At 63.7% G+C, this 13,513-nt stretch carries 15 protein-coding genes; 9 read left to right on the top strand and 6 right to left on the bottom strand.

Translation table 11 applies throughout. The annotated features are described in order from the left end of the window. Positions 1 to 103 precede the first annotated feature (103 nt). Positions 104 to 577, top strand: coding sequence for an Hsp20 family protein (locus HMP06_RS04845; protein ID WP_176496082.1), 474 nt, complete (start codon positions 104 to 106; stop codon positions 575 to 577). Positions 578 to 646: 69 nt separating this feature from the next. Here the strand turns inward: HMP06_RS04845 and HMP06_RS04840 are convergent, their stop codons facing one another. From HMP06_RS04840 to secG, 3 genes are all read right to left on the bottom strand, one after another. Further along, entirely contained in the window at positions 647 to 874 is a 228-nt protein-coding gene (locus HMP06_RS04840; RefSeq protein ID WP_232089869.1) for a hypothetical protein, read from the bottom strand. Positions 875 to 937: 63 nt separating this feature from the next. Continuing rightward, on the bottom strand, positions 938 to 2,572 hold the full coding sequence (locus HMP06_RS04835) for a CTP synthase (RefSeq protein ID WP_176496080.1): 1,635 nt from the start codon (positions 2,570 to 2,572) through the stop codon (positions 938 to 940). Positions 2,573 to 2,666: 94 nt separating this feature from the next. Continuing rightward, positions 2,667 to 3,071: a preprotein translocase subunit SecG gene (gene secG, locus HMP06_RS04830; RefSeq protein ID WP_176498361.1), complete on the bottom strand. Its 405-nt coding sequence runs from the start codon at positions 3,069 to 3,071 to the stop codon at positions 2,667 to 2,669. A gap of 237 nt (positions 3,072 to 3,308) precedes the next feature. Between secG and HMP06_RS04825 the strand changes: the two genes are divergently transcribed. The 8 genes from HMP06_RS04825 to eda all read left to right on the top strand — a co-directional run bounded on the left by HMP06_RS04825 (position 3,309) and on the right by eda (position 10,716). Next, positions 3,309 to 3,659 (top strand): MarR family transcriptional regulator, encoded by a 351-nt coding sequence (locus HMP06_RS04825; RefSeq protein ID WP_232089946.1) that lies wholly within the window; start codon positions 3,309 to 3,311, stop codon positions 3,657 to 3,659. Between the two features lie 52 nt (positions 3,660 to 3,711). Further along, positions 3,712 to 3,972, top strand: coding sequence for an SH3 domain-containing protein (locus tag HMP06_RS04820; protein ID WP_176496078.1), 261 nt, complete (start codon positions 3,712 to 3,714; stop codon positions 3,970 to 3,972). Next, positions 3,969 to 4,898 (top strand): N-acetyl-gamma-glutamyl-phosphate reductase, encoded by a 930-nt coding sequence (gene argC, locus HMP06_RS04815; protein ID WP_176496077.1) that lies wholly within the window; start codon positions 3,969 to 3,971, stop codon positions 4,896 to 4,898. The genes HMP06_RS04820 and argC overlap by 4 nt, the downstream gene beginning before the upstream one ends. Before the next feature lie 78 nt (positions 4,899 to 4,976). Continuing rightward, positions 4,977 to 6,443 (top strand): glucose-6-phosphate dehydrogenase, encoded by a 1,467-nt coding sequence (zwf, locus tag HMP06_RS04810; RefSeq protein WP_176496076.1) that lies wholly within the window; start codon positions 4,977 to 4,979, stop codon positions 6,441 to 6,443. Between the two features lie 39 nt (positions 6,444 to 6,482). Then, positions 6,483 to 7,202 (top strand): 6-phosphogluconolactonase, encoded by a 720-nt coding sequence (gene pgl / locus HMP06_RS04805; RefSeq protein ID WP_176496075.1) that lies wholly within the window; start codon positions 6,483 to 6,485, stop codon positions 7,200 to 7,202. A 108-nt stretch (positions 7,203 to 7,310) separates the two neighbouring features. Further along, on the top strand, positions 7,311 to 9,134 hold the full coding sequence (gene edd / locus HMP06_RS04800) for a phosphogluconate dehydratase (protein ID WP_176496074.1): 1,824 nt from the start codon (positions 7,311 to 7,313) through the stop codon (positions 9,132 to 9,134). A gap of 5 nt (positions 9,135 to 9,139) precedes the next feature. After that, complete coding sequence (glk, locus tag HMP06_RS04795; protein ID WP_176498360.1) at positions 9,140 to 10,108, top strand: glucokinase; 969 nt, start codon at positions 9,140 to 9,142, stop codon at positions 10,106 to 10,108. Next, a complete protein-coding gene (eda, locus tag HMP06_RS04790; protein ID WP_176496073.1) occupies positions 10,105 to 10,716 on the top strand; it encodes a bifunctional 4-hydroxy-2-oxoglutarate aldolase/2-dehydro-3-deoxy-phosphogluconate aldolase in 612 nt (203 codons plus the stop codon). The genes glk and eda overlap by 4 nt, the downstream gene beginning before the upstream one ends. Here the strand turns inward: eda and HMP06_RS18070 are convergent. The 3 genes from HMP06_RS18070 to fabF form a co-directional block, all read right to left on the bottom strand. Continuing rightward, the gene (locus tag HMP06_RS18070; RefSeq protein ID WP_176496072.1) at positions 10,713 to 11,060 is read right to left on the bottom strand and encodes an energy transducer TonB; all 348 of its coding nucleotides are present in this window, start codon (positions 11,058 to 11,060) and stop codon (positions 10,713 to 10,715) included. The two genes, eda and HMP06_RS18070, sit on opposite strands and share 4 nt — an antisense overlap. Positions 11,061 to 11,095: 35 nt before the next feature. Then, the gene (gene mltG / locus HMP06_RS04780; protein ID WP_176496071.1) at positions 11,096 to 12,061 is read right to left on the bottom strand and encodes an endolytic transglycosylase MltG; all 966 of its coding nucleotides are present in this window, start codon (positions 12,059 to 12,061) and stop codon (positions 11,096 to 11,098) included. 114 nt (positions 12,062 to 12,175) lie between these two features. Then, a complete protein-coding gene (fabF, locus tag HMP06_RS04775) occupies positions 12,176 to 13,435 on the bottom strand; it encodes a beta-ketoacyl-ACP synthase II (protein ID WP_176496070.1) in 1,260 nt (419 codons plus the stop codon). Between the last annotated feature and the right edge of the window lie 78 nt (positions 13,436 to 13,513).

The raw sequence follows: 13,513 nt of genomic DNA, 5'->3' as shown, positions 1-13,513 counted from the left end.
AGATTTGCGCTGTGCGGCGCCAAAACGGGCTGCACCGGGCGGGTCGCACACAGGTGGGCCGCCGCCCGCAGAAGCAAACTCGCTTGTGTTGAGGAGACTATCAATGCGTCAGTTCGATTTGACCCCCTATCGCCGCTCGACCGTGGGGTTCGACCGGTTGTTCGATATGCTTGAGGCCAATGCCCGGCAGGCCAGTGCCGACAATTACCCGCCGTTTAACCTTGAGCGACTCGATGGCGACCATTTCCGCATCACGCTCGCGGTCGCTGGTTTTTCCCGCGACGAGATCGAGATCGTCGCGCAGCAGAACCTGTTGCAGGTGAAGGGCCGCAAGGATGCAAGCGAAGGAAACGCCGCGTCGTTCCTGCACATCGGCATCGCCAATCGCAGCTTCGAGCGCCGCTTCGAACTCGCCGATTTCGTGCGGGTCGAGGATGCGCGGCTGAATGACGGATTACTCGTGATCGACCTGATCCGCGAAGTGCCCGAGGCAATGAAGCCGAAGACAATCGCGATCAAAACCGGCGCACCGCTCGTCGCGGTCGACGATACGCCGGGCGAAGCGCAGGCAGCGTGAGAATATCGTAAACGGGGCGCCCGGAGCGATCTGGGCGCCCTATTGGTAAAACATGCGTAAACTGAAGATTTAGTTCTGTTTGTCATCGATCGCGTTGTTGATGATCGATTCGACCGCGGCTTCCCCAAGTCGTCGCGCGGTTTCCAGCGCCGCTCGTGGGGTCAACAAGACGTCGACATCGGCAGGCCCCTGAACGTGGACGGCATTGTCGCCTGCTTCCACCTGGCTCGCTTCATCCTGGACCCGCTTTTCATCCACGAGGTACGCCCTGTTTTGATCGACAGGAATGTCCCACATTTCGCATAGCTGCACAAACGGATCATTCCGTTTGTTCTTCGAGACTTGCCTAAAACAGGAAAATCAGACCAGCCGAGATTGTCTGACCGCCGCGCCGATAAAGCTAGCAAAGAGCGGGTGCGGGTCAAACGGCTTGCTCTTCAGTTCGGGATGGAATTGCACGCCGACGAACCAGGGATGATCGGGACGTTCGACGATTTCGGGGAGCATACCGTCGGGGGACATGCCGCTGAACACCAGCCCACCCCTTTCCAGCGCCTCGCGATACGCGGTGTTGACCTCATAGCGGTGGCGGTGGCGCTCGGAAATGTCGGTGCCGCCGTAGATGCTGGATACGACCGAATTTCCGTCCAGCGTGGCAGGATAAGCGCCGAGCCGCATCGTCCCGCCGAGATCCCCTCCAGCCTCGCGGGTTTGGACGCCCTCGGCGGTCATCCATTCGGTGATCATGCCAACCACCGGCTCCTCCGTCGGGCCAAATTCGGTCGACGATGCGTCCGCAATTCCCGCCAGGTCGCGTGCGCCTTCGACGCAGGCCATCTGCATTCCGAAGCAAATGCCGAAATACGGAATGTCACGTTCGCGCGCGAAGCGCACGCTGGCGATCTTGCCCTCCGCACCCCGCTCGCCGAACGCGCCGGGCACGAGGATTGCGTGCAGCGGCTCAAGCCGCGCGGCGATGTCCGCGTCATCGGCCTCGAACAGCTCGGCGTCGATCCACTCGATATTGACCTTCACCTTGTTGGCGATGCCACCGTGCACCAGCGCTTCGTTGAGCGACTTATAGGCATCCTGCAGGCCGACATACTTGCCGACGACGCCGATCGTGACCTCGCCCTCGGGGTTGGTCACCCGGTCCATGATATCGGTCCAGCGTGAAAGATCGGGAGCGCTGCCGGGCAGGATGCCGAACGCATTGAGGACGGCATCGTCGAGGCCCTCCTCGTGATATTGCACCGGCACCGCGTAGATGCTCTTTGCATCGAGCGCAGGAATAACCGCTTCCTTGGGCACGTTGCAGAACAACGCGATCTTGGCGCGGTCGCTGTCGGGCAAAGGCTGTTCGCACCTGCATACCAGCACGTCGGGCTGCACGCCCAGCGCCGCGAGTTCGCGCACGGAATGCTGCGTCGGCTTGGTCTTCAATTCGCCAGCGGCAGCGATGTAGGGCACCAGCGTGACGTGAATGCTGACCGAATTGCCGCGGCCGAGATCATTGCGAAGCTGCCGGATCGCCTCGATGAAGGGGAGCGATTCGATGTCGCCGACCGTCCCGCCGATCTCGCATAGCACAAAATCGAGATCTTCGGTTTCGGCCTGGGCAAATTCCTTTATCGCGTCGGTCACGTGCGGAATCACCTGCACCGTGGCGCCCAGGTAATCACCGCGCCGCTCACGCGTGATGATCTGTTGGTAGATTCGCCCCGAAGTGACATTGTCCGACTGCCGCGATGCGACGCCGGTAAAGCGCTCGTAATGGCCGAGATCGAGATCGGTCTCCGCGCCGTCATCGGTCACATAGACTTCGCCGTGCTGATAGGGCGACATCGTCCCAGGATCGACGTTAAGGTACGGATCGAACTTGCGAATTCGGACGCGATAGCCGCGCGCTTGCAGCAATGCCGCGAGGCTCGCCGCCATGAGACCCTTGCCGAGCGAGGAAACCACGCCGCCGGTGATAAAAATGAACCGCGCCATGGGAGCAAAGGCCTAGCGTCAAGCGGGGTGGCACGGCAAGCGTGCGACTCCGTCTATTGTGGAAAACTACGCGGCTATCTGAGCCGCGCGCGAGTTACTGAGCGAGCGGCACCGAACCATTGTCGGCCGGCGGGGCGGCCTGATTCTGCAACGCGCTTCGTGCGCCGGCCGAGAATGGCGCGGCATTGGGGTCCCCTGCCGGGGCCGCCGGCAGGACCGGTGCGGTCGCGCGAGCGCCGCGCGCAAGCGACGTGTCGATCTTGGTGCTGCGTCCCTGCGCGGCCAGCACCGCCAGCACGATGCTGAGAAGGATGAACGACGCGCCGAGAATCGAGGTGGCACGCGTTAGGAAATCGGCAGCGCCGCGTGCCGACATCAGGCCCGCGGGGCTCCCGCCCATGCCAAGCCCGCCGCCTTCGGACTTTTGGACGAGAATGACGCCGACGAGTGCAGCCGCGATCACGGCATGGACGACGAGGAGAAACTGAAAAAGAAACATGAAGCGGGCTGAATCCTTGATGCTGCGTACAGCGAAGCCGGGCACATAGGCGAGGTGCCGCGTGCGATCAACCGCCGCAACGACCGGATGGGTTAATCGACATTTCGCCACCGTATTGAAACCCGACGGCATTCGGCGCGTTAAGGCGTCAGGAATGTCCCCGATTGTGGGGATTTACCGAGTTATTTACGGACACTAACCGTGGCTTTAACCTCCGATCACGCCCTTACCGAATGGATGCGAACTCTCGTGGATTATGTCCGTTCGGGTGAACCCGACCTGACCAACCGTCAAATGGCCCTGCTTCTCGTCGTGTATCTAAAACCGGGTCCGCACACGGTGCGCGGATTGGCGGCGATGCTCAACGTATCGAAGCCGGTCGTCACGCGCGCCTTGAACAGGCTCGGCACCCTGGGCTATCTGCGCCGTCAACGCGACGATAATGACAAGCGCAACATCTTCGTCGCACGTACCGCCGAGGGGGCAGAGTTTCTTGACGACTTCGGACAGTTCATCGGCGACAGCACGCCACAACCAACCAACGGACGCAGCGCACCCGCTCGCGTCGTCCGCAGCGCCTCCGCGTAACAGCTTCGCGCTGCGCGGCGCGTCGGTGCGACTCGATCCATTGCACAATGCGGTGCGGCGCGATCTGGCGGACATTCGGCTCGCGGATCAGGTTTTTGCGCCGCATTACGCGGCTTCGGTGCCGCGCATCGTGGTGGCGGCCACGCCCTTGCGCCAGGGCACGGATTTGCAATCGGGCGATCTGGCCGAGCTTGCGGTGGGCGACGTTTTCGAGGTGCTCGAGTTTGTGAAGGGACGCGCCTGGGGTCGGTCGCCGGCGCACAATCTGGTCGGCTATGTAGACGCCGATGCCCTTTCCTGGCCAAGCGCATGAGCGTATCGCTTTTCATCGACGGGGCCGCCGGAACGACTGGCCTTGAGATTCGCGAACGGATGGCGGGACGTAGCGACGTCACGCTGATCGAACTCGACGATGCGCGGCGCAAGGACTCCACCGCGCGGGCAGAAGCGCTCAACGACAGCGACTTCGTCATTTTGTGCCTGCCCGACGATGCCGCGCGAGAAGCCGTCGCGCTGATCGCCAACGACCGGACCCGGGTGATCGACGCATCGACCGCGCACCGCACGGCGGATGGCTGGACGTATGGTTTTCCAGAACTGGAACCGTTCCAGACAGCGGCCATCACGGACGCGAAACGCGTAAGCAACCCCGGTTGCTATCCGACTGGCTTCCTGGCCTTGATCCGGCCGTTGGTGCGCGCCGGTCTCGTGCCTGTCGACTGGGCAGTCTGCGTCAATGCCGTGTCGGGATATTCGGGCGGCGGCAAGGCGATGATCGCCGACTTCGAAGGCGTGAACCCGCCCCCAGCCGCGCACGCCTATGCGCTCGGCCTGGTCCACAAGCATGTGCCGGAAATGCAGAAGCATTCGCGGCTCGCGCACCCGCCGATCTTTATGCCGTCGGTTGCCAACACGTATCGCGGGATGATCGTCGAAATCGGCCTTCCGCTGCACATGTTCACGCGACGCCCGACGCTGCACGTGTGCGAGGCGGTACTGCGCGAGGCCTATGCCGACAGCAAAGTGATCCGCATCGCATCGGGAGCAGATGCCGTCGTGCAGATCGAGGATGACGCCGGGACCGACCGGCTGACGCTGCGCGTGTGCGGCAATGCCGATACCGGCCAGGCGCGCCTGATCGCGACGCTCGACAACCTCGGCAAGGGCGCGGCGGGCGCGGCGGTTCAGAACTTCAATATCATGGCCGGACTCGATCCCGTCGCAGGTTTGACGCTTTAGGGTCGAAACCTACGTATTCACCTTGGCGGCACGCGTCTGCCTGATTAGGGAAACCCTTCCCCAGGAGGTCGCCTCGCAATGCATGTCCGCACGCCCGTCGCCAAGCTGTTGCTCTTCGGCGCGACCGGAGACCTTGCCCAGCGCATGCTGCTGCCGTCGCTCTATGGCCTGCACGCCGATGGATTGTTGCCCGATGGGCTAACGATCACGGGCACCGCGCGGTCCGAACATAGCGATGCAAGTTATCGCAAGTTCGCGAAGGCCGCGCTGGACGAGTTCCTGCCGGCCGACCGCAAGGACGAGAAGGCGACCAAGAGCTTTCTGGAACGCGTCCAGTACCAAGCGCTCGATGCAACCGATCTCGCGCACTACCAGCAGTTGGCGGAGAAGGTGGGCGACGTTTCGGGCGGCCTGGCGATCTTCCTGTCGACGGCGCCGTCATTGTTCGAAGCGGTGATTCGCGGCCTCGATTCGGCGGGGCTTGCTGGGGAGACGGTGCGGATCGGTCTGGAAAAGCCGCTCGGCTACGATCTAGCGTCGAGCAAGGAAATCAACGACACTGTCGCCTCAGCCTTTTCGGAGGACCGCACCTTCAGGATCGACCATTATCTCGGCAAGGAAACCGTCCAGAACATCCTCGCCTTGCGCTTCGGCAACAGTTTCTTCGAGCCGGTGTGGAATGCGCGCGGCATCGACAATATCCAGATCACGATTTCGGAAACGGTCGGGCTGGAAGAGCGCGCGGCTTATTATGACGGCGCGGGTGCTTTGCGCGACATGGTCGCCAATCATATGCTCCAGCTGCTCGCGTTGATCGCGATGGAACCCCCTGCCAGCTTCGACGGCACCGCGATCCGCGACGAGAAAGCCAAGGTGTTCCGCTCGCTTCGCGCAATCGAACCTGCGGACGCGCCGCTGATGTCGGTGACGGGGCAGTACGCCGCGGGCGCGAGCGGCGGCGAGATCGTCAAGGGCTATATCGACGAACTCGGCAAGCCATCGACCACCGAGACCTTTGTCGCGATCAAGGCGCATGTCGACAATTGGCGCTGGCAGGGCGTGCCGTTCTACCTGCGTACCGGCAAGCGCATGACCACGCGGCGCAGCGAAATCGCGATCCAGTTCAAGCCGGTGCCGCATTCGATGTTCTCGAACCGGGGCGGCCTGCTCCAGCCCAACGTCTTAGTCATCCGCTTGCAGCCCGAGGAATATGTCCAGATGCTGATGATGGCCAAGGAGCCGGGGCTCGACCGCGACGGTATCCGCTTGCGCGAAGTGCCGCTGAACCTCAGCCTCGACGCTGAATTTGCCGGACGCCCGCGCCGTATCGCCTATGAGCGGCTGCTGCTCGATCTGATCGAGGGCGACCAAACGCTGTTCGTGCGGCGCGACGAGGTCGAGGCGCAATGGAGCTGGATCGACGCAATCCGGGCCGGCTGGGTGGCGAACGACATGAAGCCCAAGAATTACGCCTCGGGCAGTTGGGGTCCAAGCGCCGCGATTGCGCTAACCGAGCGTGACGGGGTTACCTGGCAGGACGATTGATTTCGTGCCGCCCGAATTTTACAGATTTTGGAGAGTGTGATGAGCGACGACGACCACGAAATCGAATGGTGGGATTATGAGGATGCCGAGGAGATGGCCGAGGCTGTCGCGGGCGACATCGGTTTCATCATCGACAGCGCGATCGATGCGCGCGGTGCGGCGGTGATCGCGCTGTCGGGTGGCAAGACGCCGATCCCGATCTATGCGAAGCTTGCCGCCGCCAAGCATGACTGGAAGCGCGTCACGATCGTGCCGGTGGACGAGCGCATCGTGCCGCTGGGTGATCCGCTGTCGAACGTGACGATGATCGCCAAGGCGTTTCTGCCAAAGGGCGCGCGGGTCATGCCGATCGTTCCCAACGCGACCGCCGATTACAAAGCCGCAGGGCGCTCGGCCGATGCGCTGATGCAGGATCTGCACTGGCCGCTCGACCTGTGCCTGCTCGGCGTCGGCGCGGACGGGCACACCGGATCGATCTTCCCCGGCCCCGATTATGACGAGGCACTGGCCGGCCCGAAGGAGCGGCGTGCGCTGGGCGTGATGCCCGATCCGATGCCGAAGGACGCGCCCGTCGCGCGTGTGACGCTCAGCCGCGAAGCGATGATTTCCGCGCGCGCGCTGATCATTGCGGTGACCGGTGACGCGAAGAAGAAGGTGATCGAGGACGCGATCAAGCAGGGTCCGTCGTCGAAATACCCGATCGGACGCGTGCTCGCGGATGTGGAACTGCCGGTGGATATCCACTGGGCGGCGGAATGATGCAAACCCCGTTCGCCCTGAGCCTGTCGAAGGACCCGTGCCACGCGAACAGGCCCGGTTTGCTGCACGCTGTGCTTCGACAAGCTCAGCACGAACGGAGTTAGGGCTATGACCACCCTTCACCCCGAAATCGCCGCCGTCACCGACCGGATCATCGCCCGGTCGAAGCCCACCCGTGATGCGTATCTCGGGCTGATCGCGCGCGCGCGCGACACGCATATCGCGCGGCCGGCGATGGGCTGCGCCAACGCCGCGCACGCTTATGCCGGGACCGAGGAAGACCGCGCGACGCTGGTCACGGGTCAGGCGATGAACATCGGCATCGTCACGTCTTACAACGACATGCTCTCGGCGCACGCGCCCTATTACCGCTATCCCGAACAGATGAAGGTGTGGGCGCGCGAGGCCGGGGCGACCGCGCAAGTCGCGGGCGGCGTGCCGGCAATGTGCGACGGCGTGACGCAGGGCTATGCGGGGATGGAATTGTCGCTGTTCAGCCGCGACACGATCGCCCTGTCGACCGCGATCGCGCTCAGCCACGGCACGTTCGAGGGTGCCGCCTTGCTCGGCATTTGCGACAAGATCGTGCCGGGCCTGCTGATGGGCGCTTTGCGCTTCGGCCATTTGCCGATGGTGTTCATCCCGGCAGGACCGATGCCCTCGGGCCTCGCCAACAAGGCCAAGGTCGCGGTGCGCGAAGCGTTTGCGGAGGGAAAAGTCGGTCGCGACGCGCTGCTTGAGGCCGAGATCGGCGCTTATCATTCCAAGGGCACCTGCACCTTCTACGGCACCGCCAATTCCAATCAGATGATGATGGAGATGATGGGGCTGCACATGCCCGGCGCGGCGTTCATCAATCCCGGCACCAAGCTGCGCCAGGAATTGACACGGGCAGCGGTGCATCGTTTGCCGCAGATCGGATGGAGCGGTGATTCGTACCGTCCGCTCGGGCTGTGCGTGGATGAGAAGGCGATCGTGAATGCCGCGATCGGGCTGCTCGCAACTGGCGGATCGACCAACCATCTACTGCACTTGCCCGCTATCGCGGCGTGCGCGGGCATCGTGATCGACTGGGAGGATTTCGACCGCCTCTCCAAGGCGATCCCGCTCGTCGCGCGGGTCTATCCCAACGGGTCGGCCGATGTGAACGGGTTCGAGGGTGCGGGCGGGATGGCGTTCGTGATCCGAGAACTGGCCGATGCCGGGCTGCTCCACCGCGATTTGCTGACCGTCGCGGGCGAAGACATGACCGATTATGGACGCAAGCCGGTGCTGGATAACGCAGAGGCGCTTGCCTGGACCGATCCGGGTGCGAGCGGCGATGACTCGATCCTGCGCGCGCCAGCGACACCGTTCGCCCCCGAAGGCGGCTTTCGGATCCTTGCCGGCAACTTGGGCCGCGCCTGCATCAAGGTATCCGCGGTCGAGCGGGATCGCTGGACGATCGAAGCACCCGCGCGTGTCTTCGAGGATCAAGCGGCAGTGCTAGCCGCATTCCAAGCGGGCGAACTCGACCGCGACGTCGTCGTCGTGGTGCGGTTCCAAGGACCGCGCGCCAATGGCATGCCCGAATTGCACAAGCTCACGCCCGCGCTCGGCGTGCTGCAGAACCGCGGCTTCCGCGTCGCGCTGGTCACCGACGGGCGCATGTCGGGCGCGAGCGGCAAGGTTCCCGCGGCGATCCATTGCTCGCCCGAGGCATTAGGCGACGGGCCGCTGTCGCGCGTGCGCGACGGCGACGTGATCCGGCTGGATGCCGACGCAGGCGAGTTGTTCGCGCGCGTGGACCCGGCGGAATGGGCGGCACGCATCCCCGCCACCGCACCGCCCGAAGCCGAGGGCATGGGCCGCGAGTTGTTCGGCCTGTTCCGCGCGAACGCCAATGAGGCCGAGCGCGGGGCCTCACCGCTGCTGACGGGAATGGGCTGGTGAGCGCAATGCAGTTGGTGAGCGTAGATCTTGGCGGCACCCACGCGCGCTTTGCGCTGGCCGAGGTAGCCGAGGGCCGCGTCGTGTCGCTTGGCGAGCCTGCCACCCTCAAGACTGCCGAATTCGCCAGCCTGCAAACCGCGTGGCAGGCATTCGAGCAGCAGGTCGGCAGCCCCCTGCCCCGCGCCGCAGCGATCGGCATCGCGTCGCCGATCGGCGGCGAGTTGATCAAGATGACCAACAATTCTTGGATCATCCGCCCGGCGCTGATCTCGGAACGGCTCAATGTCGATACGTACGTCCTGATCAACGATTTCGGCGCGATCGGCCATGCGGTCGCGCAAGTCGCGCCCGAGCATTTCACGCACGTGTGTGGCCCGGACGTGGCACTGCCGGAAAGCGGCGCAATCACCGTCTGTGGCCCCGGCACCGGCCTTGGCGTAGCACAGGTGTTGCGCGCGAAGGACGGCTATCACGTCATCGAGACCGAAGGCGGGCATCAGGATTTCGCGCCGCTCGACGGGATCGAGGATGCGCTGCTCAAGCGGCTGCGTAAGACCTTCACGCGCGTCTCGATGGAGCGCGTCGTGGCAGGGCCGGGGATCGTCGCGATCTACCAGACGCTCGCCGAAATCGAAGGCCGCGCGATCCAGCAAATCGACGACAAGGCGATCTGGACGCTGGCGCTGGAAGGCGGCGACAGCCTCGCGCTCGCCGCGCTCGACCGTTTCTGCCTCGCGCTGGGGGCAGTGGCGGGCGATCTGGCGCTGGCGCATGGTCCGACCGCTGTCGTCATCGCCGGTGGCCTCGGCTTGCGGCTCAAGGACCGGTTGCTGCAATCCGGCTTCGAACAGCGCTTCACCGCCAAAGGCCGGTTCCAGGGGCTGATGAAATCGGTTCCGGTTAAGATCATCACCCACCCGCAGCCCGGCCTGTTCGGCGCGGCGGCAGCCTTTGCACAGGAACATGCCCAATGAGTATCGAAACCGTGATGCGCACCAGTGCGGTCATCCCCGTGCTCGTGATCGACGATGCCGCGACCGCGCGACCGTTGGCCGAGGCGCTGGTCGCGGGTGGCCTGAAGGTGCTCGAAGTGACGCTGCGCACCCCCGCCGCGCTCGACGCGATCCGCGAGATGAAGAAGGTCGCGGGCGCGATCGTCGGCGCGGGCACGGTCGTGAACCCCGATCAGTTCGCGCAGGCAATGGACGCCGGTGCCGAGTTCATCGTTTCACCCGGGCTGGCCGAGCGGATTGCGCAGCCGATCATCGCCAGCGGCGTGCCGTTCCTTCCCGGCATCGCCAACGCCGCCGACATCATGCTGGGGCTCGATCTCGGCCTGACCCACTTCAAATTCTTCCCGGCCGAGGCGAATGGCGGGCTGAAGGCGCTGAAAGCCCTCGCCGCGCCGTTCTACCAATGCCGCTTCTGCCCGACCGGCGGCATCACCGAAGCGAGCGCGGCCGAGTGGCTGGGGTTCGCGCCTGTGCTGTGCGTAGGTGGAAGCTGGGTGACGCCCAAGGACGCGAGCATGGCCGAGGTGGAAGCCATCGCGCGGGCGGCGAACGCGTTGCGGGTAAACTAGCGAGGCAACCGCCAAGCGAATTTGCGCGATTGTTGCGAAGCTATGGGCTTGCCGAGCCGGTCGAACGCCGGAGTGTATCGCGCCCGAAGCGTCATGGCTTTGCAAGTCGCTTCATCCAGTAAGGGATGACCACTAGATACCACGATCTTGCAATCGGATACACGACCGTCTGTACCGATTGTCCAACTCGCCGTGACATCCCCTTCCTCCCCCGCGCGAAGCGATTCCGCAGGGTAGTCGCTGTCGCTAATCCAAACCGTGGTTTTCGATTGGGTGTTCTGGCCCCAGGCTGGGACGGTGCAGATCGGTACAAGAAGAGCGCATGCGATTGACAACTTGACCATGGTACGTGTCCTTTCCGCTCGATATTTCTTCGGCGTCAGATCCCCTTCTCCGCCCGATACGCGCGCCACTTCGCGACATTCGCGTTATGCTGTTCCAGCGTATCGGCGAACACATGTCCGCCCGACCCATCCGCCACGAAATACAGCGCGCTGGTCTTGGCGGGATTGAGCACCGCATCGATGCTCGCGCGGCCAGGATTGCAGATCGGGCCCTTGGGCAGGCCGACCATCGCATAGGTGTTGTAGCCATTGACCTCGCTCACCCACAGCCCCGGAATGCGGCGGCCAAGCGGGCGACCTGCGGTGTGGGGATACAGAATCGTCGGGTCGGCTTGCAGCTTCATCCCTTGCTTCAGCCGGTTGGAATAGACTCCGGCGACCATCGTGCGTTCGCTTGGCTTGCCGGTTTCCTTCTCGACGATCGAGGCGAGGATCAGCGCTTGCTCAGGGCTGGTCACCGCGATCCCTGGCTTGCGTGCGGCCCAGGCCTTGGCGAGATAACGCGTCATCACACTTTGCATCCGCTGGACCATGAACTCCCGCGTGTCGCCGCGCTGGAAGGCGTAACTGTCGGGCAGGATGCTGCCCTCGGCCGCGACGGTAATCGTGCCGGTCAGGCCGCTGGTCTTGTCGATCGCGTCCTTGACCTGAACTGAGGCCCAGCCTTCGGGAATCGTGACGAAGCGCTGGATCGTCTTGGTGCCTTGCAGCACCTTCAGGATATCGGCCTGACTGAGATGCGCCGGGATGCGATATTCGCCCGCCTTGATCGGCGCGTCGGATCCAAAGACCTTCGCGAACATGCGGAAATTGCTCGCCGAGGAGATCGCCCCGGCCTTTTCGAGTTGAACCGATGCGCTGGCCAAGCTGCTGCCAGGCGCGATCTGGACACTGATCGGCCGCGCCAGCGGACCGCGACCGCCCCACATCTGGACGACGAAGAACACCCCCGCGATCGCCGCGAGCGCCAGGATCAGACCAAGGCAGCCGAACTTGCGCATCTCAGAATCCCGTTCGTACTGAGCTTGTCGAAGCACTGCCCTCCACGATGACCGGCGTCGCAGCTGGAAAGCAGCCCTTCGACAGGCTCGAGGCGAACGGATCGGGGTTCACGCTTACATCGCCTTCATGACGAGGCTGGCGTTGGTGCCGCCAAAGCCGAAGGAATTGTTGAGCACGGCCTTCACGCTGCGCTTCTTCGCGACGTGCGGCACGAGGTCGACGCCCGCGCAATTGTCGCTTGGGTTGTCCAGATTGAGCGTCGGCGGCACGATCTGGTCGCGCATCGCCAGGATGCAGAAGATGCTCTCGACCGCGCCGGCACCGCCGAGCAAATGCCCGATCGCTGACTTGGTTGAGCTCATTGACATCGTTGCGATATTGTCCCCGAACAGGCGACGCACTGCGTTCAGTTCAAGCTCGTCGCCCAGCGGCGTCGAAGTGCCGTGCGCGTTGACATAGTCGATGTCGGAAAGTTGCAGCCCGGACTTGCGCATCGCCATTTCCATCGACCGGAACGCGCCGGAGCCTTCCGGGTGTGGCGCGGTGACGTGATACGCATCGCCCGAAAGGCCATAGCCGATTACCTCGGCGTAGATCTTCGCGCCACGCGCCTTGGCATGCTCATATTCCTCGAGGCAGACGACGCCAGCGCCCTCGCCCATCACGAAGCCGTCGCGATCCTTGTCGTACGGGCGGCTGCCACGTTCGGGCGTGTCGTTGAAATTGGTCGAGAGCGCGCGCGCCTGGGCAAAGCCGGCGATACCCAGCGGACAGATCGCGCCTTCGGACCCTCCCGCGAGCATCACGTCGGCGTCATCCATCGCGATCATCCGCGCGGCATCACCAATCGAATGCGCGCCCGTCGAGCAGGCCGTCACCACTGCATGGTTCGGTCCCATCAGACCATATTTAATCTGCACCTGACCGGTGATCAAATTGATCAAACGACCATGCACGAAATGCGGCGAGACGCGGCTCGGACCCTTTTCGTGCAGCACGATCGATTCGGACGCGATCCCTGGAAGTCCGCCGATACCGGCGCCGATCGAGCACCCTGCGCGATATTTCTGCTCCTGTGTCATGTCGAGGAGCCCGGCGTCTTCCAGCGCCTGCCCAGCCGCATCGATGCCAAAGATGATGAACGGATCGACCTGACGCTGAACCTTGTGGTCCACGCGCTTGTTCGGATCGAAGCCATAAGGGTGATCGGCCGGCTTCACTTCGCACGCGATCCGACACTTATAGTCGGTCGCGTCGAAGCGCGTGATCGGGCCAGCGCCCGACTTCGAGGCGAGAAGATTCGCCCAAGCTGTCTCCACATCGGCACCCAGCGGCGTCACAAGCCCCAATCCGGTTACGACAACACGCCGCATGGCGATCTCCGATCCTGTAAGTCTTCAATGAAAGTCGGGTAAAACGGGAACGGCCCCCTGCCCCCGGTCTTTGCCTGG

Origin of the sequence: Sphingomonas sp. HMP6 (genome assembly GCF_013374095.1) — a bacterium.
GTDB lineage: Bacteria > Pseudomonadota > Alphaproteobacteria > Sphingomonadales > Sphingomonadaceae > Sphingomonas.
Note: the sequence above shows the minus strand (reverse complement) of the source record. Positions and strands in the feature narration are given on the sequence as shown.

Excerpts from the sequence above, each read along its gene's own strand:
- HMP06_RS04845 (WP_176496082.1), top strand. The coding sequence starts at position 104 with ATGCGTCAGTTCGATTTGACCCCCTATCGCCGCTCGACCGTGGGGTTC.
- glk (WP_176498360.1), top strand. The coding sequence starts at position 9,140 with ATGCAGTTGGTGAGCGTAGATCTTGGCGGCACCCACGCGCGCTTTGCG.
- zwf (WP_176496076.1), top strand. The coding sequence starts at position 4,977 with ATGCATGTCCGCACGCCCGTCGCCAAGCTGTTGCTCTTCGGCGCGACC.
- pgl (WP_176496075.1), top strand. The coding sequence starts at position 6,483 with ATGAGCGACGACGACCACGAAATCGAATGGTGGGATTATGAGGATGCC.
- secG (WP_176498361.1), bottom strand. The coding sequence starts at position 3,071 with ATGTTTCTTTTTCAGTTTCTCCTCGTCGTCCATGCCGTGATCGCGGCT.
- HMP06_RS04825 (WP_232089946.1), top strand. The coding sequence starts at position 3,309 with ATGCGAACTCTCGTGGATTATGTCCGTTCGGGTGAACCCGACCTGACC.
- HMP06_RS18070 (WP_176496072.1), bottom strand. The coding sequence starts at position 11,060 with ATGGTCAAGTTGTCAATCGCATGCGCTCTTCTTGTACCGATCTGCACC.
- argC (WP_176496077.1), top strand. The coding sequence starts at position 3,969 with ATGAGCGTATCGCTTTTCATCGACGGGGCCGCCGGAACGACTGGCCTT.
- HMP06_RS04840 (WP_232089869.1), bottom strand. The coding sequence starts at position 874 with ATGTGGGACATTCCTGTCGATCAAAACAGGGCGTACCTCGTGGATGAA.
- HMP06_RS04835 (WP_176496080.1), bottom strand. The coding sequence starts at position 2,572 with ATGGCGCGGTTCATTTTTATCACCGGCGGCGTGGTTTCCTCGCTCGGC.
- mltG (WP_176496071.1), bottom strand. The coding sequence starts at position 12,061 with ATGCGCAAGTTCGGCTGCCTTGGTCTGATCCTGGCGCTCGCGGCGATC.
- eda (WP_176496073.1), top strand. The coding sequence starts at position 10,105 with ATGAGTATCGAAACCGTGATGCGCACCAGTGCGGTCATCCCCGTGCTC.
- edd (WP_176496074.1), top strand. The coding sequence starts at position 7,311 with ATGACCACCCTTCACCCCGAAATCGCCGCCGTCACCGACCGGATCATC.
- fabF (WP_176496070.1), bottom strand. The coding sequence starts at position 13,435 with ATGCGGCGTGTTGTCGTAACCGGATTGGGGCTTGTGACGCCGCTGGGT.